Here is a 16,954-nt window from a genome sequence, read left to right on the forward strand (position 1 = left end):
GGGGGGAAACGATGTGCGAGGACTGTGGTTGCGGCATGAGCGCCGGCCATTCCGGGCCGAACTATGCACCGGTGGAAGCGCGCGGCACACGGATAGAGGTGCTGCGCGGCCTGCTGGCCGCCAACGACAGGACGGCGGCGCACAATCGCCGCCATTTCGACGCCGCTCGCGTCCTGGCAGTCAACCTGATGTCGTCGCCGGGGGCGGGGAAGACATCCCTGCTGGAGGCGAGCATCGAGGCGCTTGCCGCGGAATACGCCATCGCCGTGATCGTCGGCGACCTGGAGACGGACAACGACGCTCGCCGCATCCGCGCCAAGGGCGTCCCCGTGGTACAGATCACGACCGGCAGCGCCTGCCACCTGGACGCGGCGATGGTGCACGACGCGTGGCACCGCCTGGCGCAGGACCGGGTCGACATCCTGTTCATCGAGAACGTGGGCAACCTGGTCTGTCCCGCCAGCTTCGACCTCGGCCAGCACCATGACGTCGTCCTGCTGTCGGTCACCGAAGGCGACGACAAGCCGGCCAAGTATCCGGTCATGTTCCGGGCCGCCGACCTGCTCCTGATCAGCAAGGTGGACCTGCTGCCCTTCCTGGACGACTTCGATCAGGACAAGGCCACGCGCTCCCTGCGCCGGATCGCCAATCCAGCCCCCGTGCTGCCGCTGTCTTCCCGCAGGAGGGTCGGCATGGAGGCCTGGCTCGCCTGGCTGCGCCGCATGCATGCCGCCTTGCCGGCGGCCGTGGAACACGCCCGATGAGCGCCGACGCCATCCAGTGGCTGGCGCGCATCCGGGCCTTGCGCCTGCCGCCCCGGCTCAGGATCATGAATGTCTGCGGCGGCCACGAGCGCACGGTGAGCATGGCGGGACTGCGCAGCGTCCTGCCGCCCGAGGTCGAACTCATACCCGGACCCGGTTGCCCCGTCTGCGTGTGTCCCGAGGAAGACATCCACGACGCGGTCCGGATCGCGCTCGACGGGGAGGCGATCGTGCTCGCGTTCGGCGACATGCTGCGGGTGCCGGCCAATGTGCCGAAGGGCGAGCCGGCCTCGCTGGAGCAGGCGCGCGGCGCGGGCGCCGATGTGCGGCCGATCGCCACGCCGCTCGAGGCGGTCCGGATCGCGCGGGCGCATCCGGAGCGGGCGGTGGTGTTCTTCGCCGCCGGCTTCGAGACCACGACCGCGCCGGTGGCGGCCATGCTGCTCGCCGCGGCGCCGGCCAATCTGTTCGTGTTGCTGTCGGCACGCCGCACCTGGCCGGCCGTCGCCATGCTGCTCGACTCCGGGCAGGCGTCGTTCGACGCATTGCTGGCGCCCGGCCATGTGGCCACCGTCATGGGGACCGACGAGTGGCGTTTCGTGCCCGAACGGCATGCCATGCCGGCGGCGGTCGCCGGGTTCACGCCCGACAGCCTGCTGGCGGCCACTTATTCCGTGCTGAGGCAAGTCGTCGAGGGGCGCTGCTTTCTCGATAACTGTTATCCGCGGGTGGCGCGCCCTGGCGGCAATCCGCTGGCGCAACAGCAGATGGCGCGGGTCCTCGACATCGTCGATGCGCCCTGGCGCGGCATCGGCGTGATTCCGCGCTCGGGCTACCGCTTGACGTCCGCTTTCGCCGGGCACGACGCACGCCTGCGCTTCCCCGCCGATCCGCAGGCCGGCCGCAAGCGTGCGGGCCGGATGCCGCCGGGCTGCGACTGCGCGAAAGTGGTGCTGGGGCAGATCTACCCCGACCAGTGCCGTCTTTACGGCCGCGCCTGCACGCCGCGTGGGCCGGTCGGCCCTTGCATGGTGTCCGACGAGGGAGCCTGCCGCATCTGGTGGGCGGCCGGGAAACGTCCGGCCGGGCTGGCGGGGAGCGAAGCTTGATGCCATGGATACGGTGAACGCGACTGGGGAACGGGCGGAGGGCGCGGCGGCGGCCTGCCGCTGGCTGCTGTCGGGGCGGGTCCAGGGCGTCGGATTCCGGCCTTTCGTGCACCGTCTTGCCGGCGCCCGCGGCATCCGGGGCTTCGTGCAGAATGTCGCGGGCCAGGTCCTGGTCGTCGGCGAAGGCGAGGCCGCCGCGCTGGAACGCTTCGGCCAGGCCCTGCTGGCGGAGGCGCCGCCGCTGGCCCGCGCGCGCCTCGCTTCCTGCGAGGCACAGCCTCCATCCGGTTTCCCGGACTTTCGTATTCTCGCGAGCGACGCCGATGCGGACGGGGAAGTGTTCCTGCCGCCCGACCTGTTCTGCTGCGACGACTGCGTGCGCGAACTCGGCGATCCTGCCGACCCGCGCTACCGCTATCCCTTCATCAACTGCACCCAATGCGGCCCGCGCTACACGCTGATCGCGGCGCTGCCCTACGACCGGGCGAATACGACGATGAAGGCATTCCGCCTGTGCGCACGCTGCCGGAGCGAATACGAGGACCCCGGCAGCCGGCGCTTCCACGCCGAACCGGTCGCCTGTCCCGACTGTGGGCCGCAGCTAGCCTTCCATGCCCCCGGCAGGCCGCCGCTGCATGGCGAGGCCGCGCTGGCGGAGTGCGTTGCGCAGCTGAAGGCGGGACGCATCGTCGCGGCGAAGGGCATCGGCGGCTACCATCTGCTGGCCGACGCCGGGAACGAGGCCGCCGTGGAGCGCCTGCGGGTGCGCAAGCGCCGGCCCCATAAGCCCCTGGCCCTGCTGTTTCCCGCCGACGCCGCCTGCCTGGACCGCACGCTGGACCTGGAGCCGCCCGCGCAGGCGGCACTATGGAGTCCGCCGCGCCCGATCGTGCTGGTGCGGCCGAAACCCGGCGCGGCGCTGGCGCGTTGCGTCCATCCGGGCCTGACGGAAGTGGGCGCGATGCTGCCTTGCAGCCCGCTGCATCATCTCCTGATGCAGTCCTTCGGCCGGCCCCTGGTGGCCACCTCCGCCAATATCAGCGGCGAACCGGTCCTGACCGAGGCGGCGGACGTCGAGGGACGCCTGGGCGATGTCGCCGACGCCTGCCTGCATCACGACCGGCCCATCGCCCGTCCGGCCGACGACTCGGTGTTTCGCGTGATCGCTGGCAGGCCCAGGCCGATCCGGCTCGGGCGCGGCGCGGCCCCTGTGGAGATGGCCCTGCCGCGCGCCCTGGCCCGGCCCCTGCTCGCGACCGGCGGTCACATGAAGAACGCGATCGCGCTGGGTTGGGGCAGCCGGGCGGTGCTTGGGCCGCATATCGGTGGCCTGGATAGCCCGCGCGCGCTTGCCGTGTTCGAGGCGGCGCTGGCCGAGCTTGCCGCCCTGCACGGGGTGACGCCGCAAGGCGTCGTCTGCGATGCGCATCCGGATTATGCGGGCACGCGCTGGGCCATGGCATCGGGCCTGCCGGCCATTCGGGTGCAGCACCACCGCGCCCACGCTTCGGCGCTGGCCGCCGAATATCCCGAGGTCGCGCGCTGGCTGGTCTTTACCTGGGATGGCGTCGGCCTGGGTGACGATGGCAGCCTGTGGGGAGGCGAAGCCTTGCTCGGCGTCCCCGGCGCCTGGCGCCGGGTGGCAAGCCTGCGTCCGTTCCGCCTGGCGGCAGCCGGGCAGGCCGCGCGCGCGCCCTGGCGCAGCGCGGCCGCACTGTGCTGGGAGAGCGGCCGGGCGTGGCGCGGCCCACACGCCGCCTTGCTGTTCCAGGCCTGGCGCAAGGGCATCAACTGCAGCACGACCACGGCGGCGGGCCGGCTGTTCGACGGCGCGGCGGCCCTGGTGGGGCTGCTCGACGAGGCCAGCTACGAAGGGCAGGGGCCGATGTGGCTGGAAGCGAGCGCCGAAGGATGGGATGCCGCGCCGGTCGCGCTGCCGCTGGCCAGGAACGGCGGAGGCTTATGGGAACTGGACTGGCGCCCGCTGGTCGCCCCGCTGGCCGACCGGCGCCGGCCGGCGGGCGAGCGGGCCGCGATGTTCCACGCCAGCCTGGCGCGCGGGCTGCTGACGCAGGCGCGCGCCCTGCGCGAGGAGCAGGGCATATGCCATGTCGGCTTCGCCGGCGGCGTGTTCCAGAACCGCCGGCTCACCGAGGAGGCGTGTGGCCTGCTGGCGACGGACGGCTTCGAAGTGCGCCTGGCGCAGCGGCTGCCTTGCAACGACGCCGCCCTGGCTTTCGGCCAGCTGGTGGAGGCGGGAGCGCGGCGATGATGCAGGACCGGCACATCCTGCTTGCCCACGGCAATGGCGGACGCCTGATGCGCGAGCTGATCGACGCCGTGTTCGTGCGCCATCTCGGCAACCCCTGGCTGGACGCGGATGCGGATGCGGCGGCAGTGCCGCTGGGCGGCACGGAGTTGCTGCTGAGCACCGACGCCTTCACCGTGCAACCGCTGGAGTTCCCCGGCGGCGACATCGGGAGCCTGGCGGTGAACGGCACGGTGAACGACCTGGCGGTCGCCGGCGCCGTTCCGCTCTACCTGACCTTGAACGCGATCATCGAGGAGGGTCTCGAGGTCGCGCAACTGGAGCGGATCGTCGCCAGCATGGCCGGCGCCGCGCGCGCCGCGGCGGGCGTGGTGGTGGTGGCCGGCGATACCAAGGTGGTGCGGCGCGGGGAAGGCGGCGGCCTGTATCTCGCCACCACCGGCGTCGGCCTGCGCAGCCATCGCGCTCCGCCCGGACCGGCTGGGGTGAAGGAAGGAGACCGGCTGCTCGTCAGCGGACCGGTGGGGGACCATGGCATCGCCGTCCTGCTGGCGAGGGAGGAATTTGGCCTGTCGGGCGAGCTGGCGTCCGACTGCGCCAATGTGCTCGGGCTGGCGCAGGCCCTGTTGCCGCTGCCCGGCCTGCGCTTCATGCGCGACCCGACCAGGGGCGGGCTGGCGACCGTCGCGCACGAACTGTCCCGCGCGAGCGGACGCGCGGTCGCGCTCGACCAGGCGGCCATCCCGATCCGTCCCGCCGTGCAGTCGGTCTGCGACATGCTCGGCTACGACCCGTTGTACCTGGCGTGCGAGGGACGGATCCTGGCCGCCGTGAGCGAGGACGATGCCCCGGCGGCCCTCGCCGCATGGCGCGCACTTCCCGAGGGACGCGAAGCCGCCATCGTCGGCGCCGTGAGGGCAGGGCGGCCCGGCGTGGCGCTGCGTACGGTGCTTGGCGGGGAGCGTTTGCTGCAAGAACTGGAAGATGATCCGCTGCCGCGGATCTGCTGAAGGAGGACCGCATGGACATGCCCCTGCAACGCTTCCTGCCGCGCGCGCGGCTGCAGGACCTGATCGATGCCCTGGCCGGCGCCGGTTTCCGCTGCATCGGCCCCAGGGAAAGAGAAGGCGCCATCGTGTATGGTCCCTTGACACAGGCTGCGGAGCTGCCGGCAGGCGTGCGCGACACGCAGGAGGCGGGCAGCTACCGCCTGACGCGGACCGCCAGCCCGCGCGCCTTTGCCTGGGCCAATGGCCCGCAGGCCCTGAAGCCGCTCCTGTTCGCACCCACCGAAGTCTTGTGGCGTGCGCGGCGCCGGCCCGACGGCGGCATCGACTTCGACAGCGCGCTGCCGGCCACCCGGCCGCTGGCGGTATTCGGCGTGCGCGCCTGCGACCTGGCGGCGCTGGCGATCCAGGACCAGCATTTCCTGCAGGGCGCGCACGGGGCAGTCCCCGATCCTTTCTATGCCAGGCGCCGCGAGGGCCTGTTCCTGGTGGCGGTCAACTGCAGCCATCCCGCCGCCACCTGCTTCTGCGCGTCGACCGGCGACGGCCCGCGGGCGGAGCAGGGCTACGATATCGTGCTGGACGAAAGGGACGACGGCTTCCTGGCCCAGGCCGGCGGAGAGCGCGGCGAGGCCGTCCTGGCGGCGCTGGCGCTGGACACGGCCACTTCGGCACAAGCCGCCGAGGCGCGGCGCCAGAGCGCCGATGCCGCAAGCGCGATGACGCGCCGTCTTCCGGGGCGCAACTTGCGCGACGCCCTGTTCGCGAATCTGGAGCACCCGCGCTGGGACGAGGTCGCGGACCGTTGCCTGTCCTGCGGGAACTGCACCTCGGTCTGCCCAACCTGCTTCTGCCACAGCGAACCGGAACGGCAGCGCATCGACGGCGGCGAGTCCGAGCATGCGCGCGAGTGGGACTCCTGCTTTACCCGCGGCCACAGCTACCTGCACGGCCTGACGGTGCGGCCCGATACCCGCACCCGCTACCGCCAGTGGCTGACCCATAAGCTCGGCAGCTGGCACGACCAGTTCGGACGCAGCGGCTGTGTCGGCTGCGGGCGCTGCATTGCCTGGTGCCCGGTCGGGATCGACATCACCGAGGAGGCGGGTGCGATTTGCGGAGACGGGCCATGAATCCCTATCTGCCGGCCGAAGCCGACATCGTCGAGCGGATCCAGGAATCCCCCTCCGTGTTCACCCTGCGGCTGCGCCTGTGCGACCCGGCAACGCGCAGCGCCTACCGTTTCGCGCCCGGGCAATTCAACATGCTCTACCTGTACGGCGTGGGCGAGGTGCCCATTTCCATCGTCTCCGACCCCGATGACCCGGAACACCTGATGCATACCATCCGCGGCGTCGGGCGGGTGACGGACGGCATGGCCCGGCTGCAGGCCGGCCAGCGCATCGGCCTGCGCGGGCCCTACGGACGGGGCTGGCCACTGGACCAGGCCGCCGGCCGCGACGTCCTGGTGCTGACCGGGGGGCTGGGTTGCGCGCCGGTGGTGTCGGTGATCGAGTACATCCTCCTGCGCCGGTCCGCCTTCGGCAGGCTGGTCGTCATCCAGGGCGTCAAGCACGCCGAGGACCTGCTCTGGCGCGAGCGCTACGCCCGCTGGGCCGGCCAGCCGGACACCCAGGTCCTGCTGTCGGCCGACCGCGGCGGTCCGCTCTGGCCTTGGCACGTGGGCCTGGTCACCGAGGTCTTCGACGATGCGTGCATCGATCCCGGACGCACCCTGGTCATGATGTGCGGACCGGAAGGCATGATGCGCGCGAGCATTCCGGAACTGCGGCGGCGCGGCATCCGGGAGGACGGCATCTACCTCAGCATGGAGCGCAACATGCAGTGCGCCGTGGGGCACTGCGGCCATTGCCAGTACGGCGCCTCCTTCGTCTGCCGCCAGGGGCCCGTCTACGCCTACCCCGAGGTGAAGGCCTTGTTCGACGTCAGGGGATTCTGATGAAACCACGCATCGCGGTGCACAAGTTCAGCTCCTGCGACGGCTGCCAGCTGGCCTTCCTCAACCTGGGCGAGACCCTGCTCGAGCTCGCGCAGCTGGTCGACATCGTGCATTTCGCGGAAGCGGGCCCGTTGGCCGGGGACGAGCATGTCGACGTCGCCTTCGTGGAGGGCAGCATCGGCACCGCCCACGACCTGGAGCGCATCCGCCGGGTCCGCGCCGGCGCCACCTGGCTGGTCACGATCGGGGCCTGCGCCACGGCAGGCGGCGTGCAGGCGCTGCGCGGCATGGCCGACGCCAAGGCCTGGCTCAAGGCGGTGTACGCCAGTCCTGAATACATCGATTCGCTTGCCACCTCGACCCCGATCGCGCGCCATGTCCAAGTCGACCTCGAACTGTGGGGCTGCCCGGTGAACGGCAGGCAGGTGCTGGGCGCCCTGCGCGCCCTGCTGTCCGGCGTGCTGCCGCCGGAAGAAGAGGACAAGGTCTGCCTCGAATGCAAGCGGCGCCAGAACGTCTGCGTGATGGTGGCCAAGGGGATGCCCTGCATGGGACCGGTCACCCGCACCGGTTGCGGCGCCCTGTGTCCGTCCTTCGGGCGCGATTGCTACGGCTGCTATGGTCCGGCCGAGAACCTCAACACCCGCTCGCTGTCGCACTGGCTGGAAGGACTCGGGTTGGTCAGGGAAGAAGTGGCGCGGCGCTACCTGTTCATCAACAATGGCGCGCCGGCCTTCCGCAAGGCGGGGATCGAGGCGAGCGGAGGAGAAAATGAGTGAAGCGCGCGAGATCCGCATCCGGGTGCCGGTCCTGGCCCGGGTCGAAGGCGAAGGGGCGCTGGAGGTGGATATCGCCGACGGCCGCATTGCCGGCCTGCGGCTGCGCATCTACGAGCCGCCGCGCCTGTTCGAGAAATTCCTGGAAGGGCGCGCCTATCACGAGGTACCGGACATGGTGGCGCGCATTTGCGGCATCTGTCCCGTCGCCTACCAGATGAGCGCGGTCCATGCCCTCGAAAGCCTGTTCGGGATCGATCCGGGCCCGTGGGTGAGGGCGATGCGGCGCGTCATGTATTGTGGAGAATGGATCGAAAGTCACTGCCTGCACATTCACCTGCTGGCGGCGCCGGATTTCCTGGGCTGCGGCAGCGTGATCGAGCTGGCGCAACGCCATCCGGCCGAGGTCAGGCGCGGACTGGCGCTGCAGGCCCTGGGCAACGACCTGATCCGGCTGTTCGGCGCGCGCTCGGTGCATCCGGTGGGCGTGCGCGTCGGCGGCTTCCACCATGCGCCGGCCGAGGAAACCGTCGCGGCCCTGTGCCTGCGCCTGCGCGCCGCGCTGCCCGACGCCGAGGCGCTGCTGGCCTGGACCGCGTCGCTGCCGCTGCCGGCCGGCCGCCAGCAGTTCGCCAGCGTGGCGCTGCGCTCAGGGCGGGAGTACCCCATGAATGAAGGCCGCATCGTGTCCGACCAGGGGCTCGACATCGCGGCGACGGAGTTCGAGGCCCATTTCGCGGAACACCAGGTGCCGCACTCGACCGCCCTGTACAGCCTGCTGCATGGCCAGGCCTACCTGGTCGGTCCGCTGGCCCGCCTCAACCTGAACCACGACCTGCTGCCGGCGCCAGTGCGCGCGGCCCTGGCGGCGGCCGGCGTAAGCTTCCCCAGCGCCAACCTGTTTCACGGCATCGTGGCGCGCGCCGCGGAAGTGTACTGCGCGCTGCTGGAGGCGGTGCGCCTGCTCGACGCCTACACCGTCCCACCGACGCCCCATGCCGACATCGTGCCGCATGCGGGCGTCGGAATCGCCTGCACGGAGGCGCCGCGCGGCATCCTCTGGCACCGCTACCAGGCCGGCGCCGGAGGGCTGATCGAGGCGGCGCGCATCGTTCCGCCGACGAGCCAGAACCAGGCGCGCATCGAGCAGGACCTGCGCCAGGCGCTGGAGGAGTTCGGTCTCGAGCGCGGCGAAGACGAACTGCGCCATTTGGGCGAGACCGTGATCCGCAACTACGACCCCTGCATCTCATGCGCCACCCACTTCCTGAAACTCGCCCTCCGGCGCCTGTAGCGCGGCTCGCCCGGGTGCGCATCATCGGCATCGGTTCATGGTGCGGCGACGATCGCATCGGCTGGGATGCCGTCGAGGCGCTCGCGTCGAGTGGATTGCCACGGCGTTTTCCGGACGGGATGGTGGAAACCTGCCGCTGCGAGCAGCCCGGTGACCTGCTGGCGCTGGTGCGCGGCCTGCCGGCCGTCGTCCTGGTCGACGCGATGCGGAGCGGAGCGGCGGCCGGGACGGTGCGCAAGCTGGCCGTGCACGAACTGGCGGCGGACCAGGGCGGCCTGTCGAGCCACGGGATGGACGTGGCGCAGGCCCTGGCCCTTGGCCGGGTACTCGGCCTGCTGCCTCCAGTCCTGCTGCTGTATGGCGTGGAGGCGCCACTCGTTGCGCCGGGGACCGCGCCGGACGCTGCCCTGTGTAGCGCGATGCCGGGCTTGTTGCGCCGGCTGAACCGGGACCTGCGAGCGCTGCTGGGCACCGCACGCCGCCGTCCTTGAGGGAGTGTACGGAGCTCTCAGCGTGCCTGTGGCACCTCCACGAGCCGCTGATCCTGCCCATAGGTGTCGCGCGAAACCGGGGGCGCTCCTCGCGGTCGCTGGCCGCCGTGGCGTAGAACGGCAGCACCGGGACCGGTTCGCCGAGCTCGACCTTGCGCGTGGGCCCGGCCTGCATGGCGGCATTGGCCCCGGCGGGCCGGCGGACTGAATCGGCGAGCACGAATCCGGCCAGGTCGAGCCGCGCGCCTGCCGAAACGCCCGTCCGAGCAGTCGGACTATCCGGCCTGACCCGCACTCACCGGCCTTCACGAAAGCCGGGGCGGTTCGCAGCATAGACTTCCCCGGGAGCGCAATCCACTTCTACAGGCAGGGCGTCCCTTCAGGTTGCGAACCCAGCGACTCCACCATGGTGATCGTGGTTGCCCTGGGCAGGCCGACCGGCAGTGCGAGGAAGGGCATCATCGACAGGTACTCGACCGGGTGGCATGCGTCCTCCTCATTGTTCTCGCACACCCGCACCCGCACGAAGCGGATGCAGTTGGCGGCATGCGGATTCAACAGGCATATCCTGCGGTTCTCGCGCGGGCAGGTGGGCAGCGAGGCGGTGGGAATCGGGCTGAGCACCGGCGCCGAGCCGCCACGCGAGGCCAGCGCCAGATAATCGATGCGGATATTGCGGTCGGTGACAGGCGCGCCGAAGATCAGGTTGCCGGGCGAATCGCGGAACACGGCCTGTTGGCGAATGCGGTCGAGGGCGCCCGTGTCGCGGTGGCTGACCAGGGACGCGGCGGCGGCGGCCCGGCGGGTCGACTCCTGGAGGGTATTCACGATGTACATCATGCGTGCGATCTCGATCACGCCAAACACGAACAGCAGGAAGACCCCCGCGAGCAGGGCGACCTCGATCGCGGCCACGCCCGACTCGCGGTTCCTGGGCCGCCAGGCCCGCGCTTTCCTGTCAGCCCCGGGCATCGTGCACCTCGTCGCTCATGTTGGTCGGAATGCCGTAGCGGCCGGCGCCGGCCGAACCGGCAGCGGCGGCGCCCCGTTGCCGGGGCGCCCTGGAATGGGAGATGTTCATGGGTAGAGGACGACTTGGCCGGGAACCGTGGATTCGTGCGCGATGCCGGCGAACTCCGCGAACACACTGGTCGAAGTCGCCGGCGCGGTCATGAAGAATTTGCCGATCGCCACGGCGGTGGCGCCCACGTTGGTGCCCGGGGCGACCGGGCAGCTGAGCAGGGGCACGTGCAGCAGGCGCCGGTTGATGCGGGCGGTGGGAAGGTGCTCGCCCGAGGGTGCCCGGTAGTGATTGCCGACCGTCGAGAAGTAAGGCGTCTTGGTCGGGAAACTCGTCGCGGCAGGGCCGGAAGGGTAGAGCTTGGGCCAGTCCGACGGCGCGAACCTTGGATAGCCGTCGGCCGGTTCGGGCACGCCTTCCGTAAAGCCCGAGAACTTGACGGCGCGCGCATAGGCCCACAGCGGCCCGTACATGGTGGCGTCGACGCCCGATGGGGGCGAGGCCGGGTCGGCGATCGTCCGCAGGCGGTTGCCGTCCGCGTGGCCCGCTGCGCTGTTGACGGCCGGCCGTGGAGTCATCCACGTAACCCCGTTACCCGCATCATGGGTATAGGCCTTGACGTTGAAGTCCGGGGGCGCGCCGCCAGGATCGCACACGCCGCCTTCGTACTGGTCGAAGCGCGCGTTGAGCTGGCGGTACAGCGAGCCGATCGGGAAAGGCGAGCTTACCCGGATCGGGCCGCCGGTGACCCGCGGGATCCACATGCGACCGGCGCACACGAAGGGCGACACCGTGGTGGCGCTGGTATTGCCGGCCGCGCCCAGCCCCCCTGGTGGCGCGACCGGATCGACCACGTAATGCACGGGCGAGATGCCGTTCGGGTTCAACTGCATCAGGTCGTAGGTGACGCCGCGCCGGAATCCGTATTCCACCAGTTCGTCCGAGCTGGTGGTGTTGGCGCGGGCCGCGCCCGGCAGCGGGGACATCGCGCAAATGGCGAGCGGATCCACGTTGATGGCCGAGCGGCCTGCGATCGCGACCTCGCTGATGACGAGCGGCGCGTCGGAGCCGGTCACGATGGGCATGAAGATGGCCTGGATGGCGCCGAGATCCACGTTCAGCACCGAGGTGTCGACCTTCACATAGAAACGGGCCGCGGGGTTACCCCTTGCGCTGGCCGCGTCCACCCAGCCGCCGTCGGCGGACGGCGAGCTGCCGAACTTGATCGCTTCGTCGGTCCAGGGCACCGCGACCCCGTACTTGAACTTGATGCGGCGCGCGGCGTCGCCGCCCTTGGCAAGCGCGGCGGTGATGCCGGCCGGCGTTCCGTTCAATTCGCGGGCCGCGGCCAGCGCCACGGTTTTGGCCAGGCCGTGCAGTTCGGCCTTCCTGTTGTAGACCAGGCCCAGGTCGATCGCCAGGCCGCACACCCCCAGCATCACGATAACGGCGGGCACGGCCATGATCGCGAACACCCCCCGCTCCCGCCTGCGCGGCGGGAGCATTGGCCGTGCGCGCTGTCCGGAGGGCGCGCTCCACCTTGCATCAACCCGCATTCTTGCTTCCCTCCTCGTCCTGTCGGCTGGGCCGGAGTCGAAGCCGGCTTGGGCCATTCTAGGAAAAGGTGTAGGGGAGACCTTGATTACTAACAATGCGACGAGCGCCTCGGCGCAGCCAAGCGCGGCTGGCCGTCACGGCGCCCTGGCCGGTGCGCCGGGCTAGAGTGCGAACCCGCCCGCGGCCTGGGTGAACTGGTTGATCCCGGCCGTCATCGCCGTGATCATCGCGCGCTCCGCCTGCGACAGTTGCGGGTGCCAGACGTCGAAGATCAGCACCACGCGCAGCTGCTCGCTGTCGTTCCACGCCTCGTGTTCGATGGTGTCGTCGAAGACCCAGGCCTTGCCCACCTCCCATTCGCGCGTGTCGTTGCCGACACGGAAGCCGCAGCCCGGCGGCACGATCAGGGGCAGGTGGGTCACCAGGCGGACATTGCTCACGCCCGTATGCGGCGGAATCCGGGTCTTCGGCTTGAGTACCGAGAACATGGCGCTCGGCGTGCGTCCCGGCTGGTCCGGCTGGGGCGCGCCACGCAGGGCGGCCATGGTGCGCGGGCAACGGGCGGCATTGTCTTCGACCGGCGCGCCGTTGTCGATCAGGCGGAAGGCGCTCCAGCTCAGCGACTTGTTCAGCTCGGCCCACTGGTTGAGCGGCTGGTCTTCGGAATAGTCGATGTAGGGCGTGAAGCCTTGCTCCGCCGCCAGCACGGCGAGGAATTCCTCGCGGATGTCGCCGGTCGACGCCTCCAGCGCATCCAGCCAGGGAAACTCGCTGCGCGCGAAAAAGCTGGTCGGAAGCAGGCCCTGGTAGTGGAACAGGGCGGGCTGGGAATCATAGCGCCGCTTGCGGCCGGTCATGATGTCGACCGACTCGCGGAAGCGCGCGAGGTTTTCTCCTTGCAGCTCGCGCAGGTAGGGCGCCAGGAAGCTGTCCAGGTGGGCGCCGAATTCGCGGTTGTAGGCCTCGTGCCAGTCGAGCGCTTCGCGCACCACCGGCTGCAGGTCCGGCGGCAGGGTGTGCAGGGGCGGCGCCACCGCCGCCACCGCAGCGCAGGCGCCGGCCGCCGCCTGGCGCCTGCCCTGGCGGATGTACAGGCGGCTGCGCAGCACCAGCGCCACCAGGTCGTAGGGATCGACCGTGAGCGCGCCGCGCAGGGCCGCTTCCTCGCCGTCCTCGTCCTTCTGCGCCAGGCAGACCACGGACAGGTTGAGCCATTGCTGTTTGTCGCGGCCGTCGACGTCGACCAGGCGCTGCAGCAGCGCGCGCGCCCGGTCCAGGCGTCCGGCGCTGAAGGCCTCGTGCGAGAGCGAACGCAGGGCGCGCGGATGGTCCGGCGCGCGCGCCAGCAACGCCTCCCAGCATTGCACGGCGCGCCGCGTGTCGCCGCGCGCGTCCGCCTGCAGCGCCTGCTGTTCGAGCGCCGCGATCTCCTTGATGTCCGCCGTCTGCATAAGTCCCTGCCAGTGATAAGTATGTACCGTGGATTTTGTACATACGTATGCATATTGGCAAGTTATATTTACGGCGGGATAGGCTTTCGGGTGGGCGAGACTCCCACCTTCGTGTCTTTCCGGTGCGCGCGCAAGCCCCTATCATGTGCGCGGCTCACTTCACAATGGATGACACCATGACGGTCCCGCAACGGATTTTCCTGCAAGCCCGACCGGCCGGCACCACGCTGGTCGTCCGGCTATGCCTGCTGCTGCTGTGCGCAGCCTACCTGCAGGGCGGCCTCGAGAAGGCGCTCGATTTTCCGGCCGCAGTGGCGGAGATGGCGCAGTTCGGGCTGCGTCCGCCGGCGCCGCTGGCGCTGCTGGCTATCGCGGGCGAACTGGGAGCCTCGGTGCTGGTGGTGGGTGGATGGTGGCGCTGGGCCGGGGCGGCCTGGCTGGCGCTGTTCACCCTGGCCGCGAACGGCGTCGCCAACCGCTGGTGGGAGCTCGCGGGTCCGGCGCGCAGGATGGCGGAGAACGGCTTCTTCGAACACCTCGGCCTGGCTGGCGCCTTCCTCCTGGTGGCCTGGCTCGACCTGCAGGCGCGCCGCCGGCCCGGTACCTGAGCGTCGCGTCTTACTGCAGAGGCAGCGGGCGCGCACCCGGCGCGGGCGTTCCGGCCGGCCGGATCTCGGTGCTCTGGTGCAGGGTGTTGCGCCAGCCTTCGGAATGCAGGGTCCAGACCCGCACGTAGCGCCCGCGGAACTGGCGCACGGCGTCGGTCGTCTGCATCCTGGCGTGGAAGCGCCCGGTCACGAGCGCGGCCCGGCCGCTGCCGATCACCGTGATCTCCATGTCGTCGATGCCATAGGCCGACAGCTTGAACTCGTCGCGCGCGAGCGCTTGCAGGAATTCGGTCTTGGTACGCGCCCGGCCGTTGCTCTCGACGTGGTAGTACTCGCCGCCGATCAGGGTGCGCAGGATGCCGATGTCGCGGCTGGCCACCGCCGCCGCGCGCCGGCGCTCGGCCTCGCGCACGGCGCTTTCCGCCGGAACGGCGGTGGCGCCGGTGCCGGCCTGGGCAGCGTCGTACGCGCCAGCGGGGCTGGAGAAGAGGGTGGCGGCGAGGATGAACAGCGGGAGATGGCGCATGGGGTCGGAAATAGTCCTTGTTCCTCTAGTATATAAATTCTTTAGGGTAAGATTGTAACGAAAAATTGCATCCTGCGTCACAATTGGGCGCCATCCAGTGTCTGGACGTGCCGGGAACATCTGCTACAGTTTGACTCGTGCAGTGGCCGCGCTCCGTCCGGCCCCCTTCGAACCATCCAGCGAGACGAGGACATGCCCGCAGCTCCTTTGCCTTCCGATGAAGCCGAACGCCTGGCGCTGCTGCATGCGCTGTCCCTGCTCGACACGCCGTCCGAACCCCTGTTCGACCGCGTCACCCGCCTCGCCAGCCAGCTGCTGGAGGTGCCGATCGCGCTGTTCTCGCTGGTCGACGCCGAGCGCCAGTGGTTCAAGTCGCGGGCCGGGCTGGACGTGGCCGAAACCCCACGCGAACACGCCTTCTGCGCCCACGCGATCTGCCAGGGGCCGCCGATGGTGGTGAAGGACGCCACCGAGGACGAGCGCTTCCGCAGCAATCCCCTGGTCACGGGTGCGCCCAACATCCGCTTCTATGCGGGCGTACCGATCCGCACCAGCGCCGGCCTGGCGATCGGCACCCTGTGCGCGATCGATACCCGTCCGCGCGAGCTGAGCGAGCAAGACCAGGCCGTACTCAGCGACCTGGCCGCGATCATCACCGAGGAAATCCGCTACCGCGAGCGGCTGGCGGTGGCGCGCGCCCAGCTGGAACGCACCGGGGCGGTGCTGGGCGCCAGCGAGGCGCGCTTCCGCTCGGTGTTCGACGCCGCCGTGGTCGGCATCGCCCTGGTGCTGCCTGACGGCACCTGGGTCAGCGTCAACCCGGCACTGTGCCAGATCCTGGGCTACGGCGAACAGGAGCTGCTGGGCATCCGCTTCCCGGAAGTGACCTATCCGCCCGACCGCGCCGAAGACGCCGAGCTGATCCGCCGCCTGCATGCCGGCGAGATCGAGCGTTTCACCCGCCAGAAGCGCTATGTGCGCAAGGACGGCAGTCTGGTCTGGGTCCAGGTCGACGTCTCGCGCAAGCTCGGGCCCGACGGCGAGCACGAGTACAACGTGGCCGTGGTCAAGGACATCGATGCGCAGAAGCGCGCCGAGGAAGAGCTGGCCGAGCTGAACGCCGGCCTCGAGCGGCGGGTCGAGGAGCGCACGCGCGAGCTGCAGGAAGCGATCGGCCGCCAGCGCCAGGCCGAGCAGGAGTTGCGCGCACGCGAAGTGCAGCTGCGCACCGTGATCGAGAACGCCAACGACGCCTACATCAGCCTCGACCGGCACGGCCTGGTGACGGCCTGGAACCGCCAGGCCGAGGAAACCTTCGGCTGGAGCGCGGAAGAGGCGCTCGGGACCACCCTCGAATGCCTGATCATTCCACCCGAACTGGCGGGAGCGCACCAGGCCGGCATGCGGCGCTACCTGAAGACCGGGGTGGCGAGCGTGGTCGACCGGCGCCTGGAGCTGCCCGCCATGCGGCGCGACGGCAGCCGCCTGATGATCGAACTGCGCATCCGCGCGCTCGACATCGACGGCGAGCCGCTGTTCAGCGCCTTCTTGCACGATATCACCGAGCGCAAGGAAGCCGAGGCGCGGCGCGAATACGAAAGCCGGCACGATGCGCTGACCGGTTTGCCGAACCGGCGCGCCCTGATGGAAGCGCTGCCCGTGGTGCAGTCGCGCGCGGGACGCAGCGGACGCACCATGGGCCTGCTGTTCGTCGACCTGGACGGCTTCAAGGCCGTCAACGACGAGTTCGGGCACGACGCCGGCGATGCGCTGCTGCGCATCCTGGCCGACCGCCTGCGCGCCGCGGTGCGCAAGACCGACAGCGTGTTCCGCCTGGCGGGCGACGAATTCACCGTGCTGCTGGAAGACCTGGGCGACACCTGGGGCGACGCCCACCGCGTCGGCGCCAAGCTGATCGCGTCGATCGCGCAGCCGGCGGCCCTGTGGAGCACGCAGGTGCAGGTGGGCGCCAGCATCGGCATCGCCCTGTGTCCGCCCGGCGCCGGCCTGAGTCCCGATGCGCTGATCCGCGAGGCCGACCAGCGCATGTACGAGGCCAAGCGGGCAGGGCGCGGGTGCATCCGGCCCGAGCTCCCGGCTTCCGGCAGCGCTTGACCTTCC

16 protein-coding genes are annotated in these 16,954 nt (G+C 70.4%); 11 read left to right on the top strand and 5 right to left on the bottom strand.

Features of this window, described 5'->3' with window-relative positions; all coding sequences use genetic code 11:
- Positions 1-35 precede the first annotated feature (35 nt).
- The 9 genes from hypB to V7778_RS13165 are packed head-to-tail and all read left to right on the top strand — an operon-like array spanning position 36 to position 9,670.
- Complete coding sequence (hypB, locus tag V7778_RS13125) at positions 36-764, top strand: hydrogenase nickel incorporation protein HypB (protein ID WP_335555863.1); 729 nt, start codon at positions 36-38, stop codon at positions 762-764.
- Complete coding sequence (gene hypD / locus V7778_RS13130; RefSeq protein WP_335555865.1) at positions 761-1,873, top strand: hydrogenase formation protein HypD; 1,113 nt, start codon at positions 761-763, stop codon at positions 1,871-1,873. The genes hypB and hypD overlap by 4 nt, the downstream gene beginning before the upstream one ends.
- Positions 1,874-1,877: 4 nt before the next feature.
- Positions 1,878-4,145, top strand: coding sequence for a carbamoyltransferase HypF (gene hypF, locus V7778_RS13135; protein ID WP_335555867.1), 2,268 nt, complete (start codon positions 1,878-1,880; stop codon positions 4,143-4,145).
- A complete protein-coding gene (hypE, locus tag V7778_RS13140; protein ID WP_335555869.1) occupies positions 4,142-5,152 on the top strand; it encodes a hydrogenase expression/formation protein HypE in 1,011 nt (336 codons plus the stop codon). The genes hypF and hypE overlap by 4 nt, the downstream gene beginning before the upstream one ends.
- Positions 5,153-5,163: 11 nt before the next feature.
- Positions 5,164-6,282 carry a 4Fe-4S dicluster domain-containing protein gene (locus tag V7778_RS13145; RefSeq protein WP_335555871.1) on the top strand — a complete coding sequence of 373 codons (1,119 nt, stop codon included), beginning with the start codon at positions 5,164-5,166 and terminating at the stop codon, positions 6,280-6,282.
- On the top strand, positions 6,279-7,109 hold the full coding sequence (locus V7778_RS13150; protein WP_335555873.1) for an FAD/NAD(P)-binding protein: 831 nt from the start codon (positions 6,279-6,281) through the stop codon (positions 7,107-7,109). Before V7778_RS13145 ends, V7778_RS13150 begins: the two co-directional genes overlap by 4 nt.
- Positions 7,109-7,888, top strand: coding sequence for a sulfhydrogenase subunit delta (locus V7778_RS13155; protein WP_335555874.1), 780 nt, complete (start codon positions 7,109-7,111; stop codon positions 7,886-7,888). The genes V7778_RS13150 and V7778_RS13155 overlap by 1 nt, the downstream gene beginning before the upstream one ends.
- Complete coding sequence (locus V7778_RS13160; protein WP_335555876.1) at positions 7,881-9,179, top strand: Ni/Fe hydrogenase subunit alpha; 1,299 nt, start codon at positions 7,881-7,883, stop codon at positions 9,177-9,179. The genes V7778_RS13155 and V7778_RS13160 overlap by 8 nt, the downstream gene beginning before the upstream one ends.
- Positions 9,137-9,670 carry a hydrogenase maturation protease gene (locus V7778_RS13165; protein WP_335555878.1) on the top strand — a complete coding sequence of 178 codons (534 nt, stop codon included), beginning with the start codon at positions 9,137-9,139 and terminating at the stop codon, positions 9,668-9,670. Before V7778_RS13160 ends, V7778_RS13165 begins: the two co-directional genes overlap by 43 nt.
- A gap of 360 nt (positions 9,671-10,030) precedes the next feature.
- On the opposite strand, the gene V7778_RS13170 is transcribed toward V7778_RS13165, so the two are convergent.
- From V7778_RS13170 to V7778_RS13185, 4 genes are all read right to left on the bottom strand, one after another.
- Positions 10,031-10,642: a TadE/TadG family type IV pilus assembly protein gene (locus tag V7778_RS13170; RefSeq protein WP_335555879.1), complete on the bottom strand. Its 612-nt coding sequence runs from the start codon at positions 10,640-10,642 to the stop codon at positions 10,031-10,033.
- A complete protein-coding gene (locus V7778_RS13175; protein ID WP_335555881.1) occupies positions 10,629-10,751 on the bottom strand; it encodes a hypothetical protein in 123 nt (40 codons plus the stop codon). The genes V7778_RS13170 and V7778_RS13175 overlap by 14 nt, the downstream gene beginning before the upstream one ends.
- Positions 10,748-12,166 (bottom strand): pilus assembly protein TadE, encoded by a 1,419-nt coding sequence (locus V7778_RS13180; RefSeq protein WP_335555883.1) that lies wholly within the window; start codon positions 12,164-12,166, stop codon positions 10,748-10,750. The genes V7778_RS13175 and V7778_RS13180 overlap by 4 nt, the downstream gene beginning before the upstream one ends.
- Positions 12,167-12,409: 243 nt before the next feature.
- The gene (locus V7778_RS13185) at positions 12,410-13,699 is read right to left on the bottom strand and encodes an aspartyl/asparaginyl beta-hydroxylase domain-containing protein (protein WP_335555884.1); all 1,290 of its coding nucleotides are present in this window, start codon (positions 13,697-13,699) and stop codon (positions 12,410-12,412) included.
- Positions 13,700-13,875: 176 nt separating this feature from the next.
- On the opposite strand from V7778_RS13185, the gene V7778_RS13190 reads away from it, so the two are divergent.
- Positions 13,876-14,307, top strand: a complete 432-nt coding sequence (locus tag V7778_RS13190) for a DoxX family protein (RefSeq protein ID WP_335555886.1) — start codon at positions 13,876-13,878, stop codon at positions 14,305-14,307.
- A 10-nt stretch (positions 14,308-14,317) separates the two neighbouring features.
- On the opposite strand, the gene V7778_RS13195 is transcribed toward V7778_RS13190, so the two are convergent.
- Complete coding sequence (locus V7778_RS13195) at positions 14,318-14,833, bottom strand: nuclear transport factor 2 family protein (RefSeq protein ID WP_335555888.1); 516 nt, start codon at positions 14,831-14,833, stop codon at positions 14,318-14,320.
- A 192-nt stretch (positions 14,834-15,025) separates the two neighbouring features.
- Here V7778_RS13195 and V7778_RS13200 point away from each other — a divergent pair, with 192 nt between their 5' ends.
- On the top strand, positions 15,026-16,948 hold the full coding sequence (locus V7778_RS13200) for a sensor domain-containing diguanylate cyclase (RefSeq protein ID WP_335555890.1): 1,923 nt from the start codon (positions 15,026-15,028) through the stop codon (positions 16,946-16,948).
- The last annotated feature ends 6 nt before the right edge of the window (positions 16,949-16,954 follow it).

The sequence above is a fragment of the Massilia sp. DD77 genome (assembly GCF_036961685.1).
GTDB lineage: Bacteria > Pseudomonadota > Gammaproteobacteria > Burkholderiales > Burkholderiaceae_D > Telluria.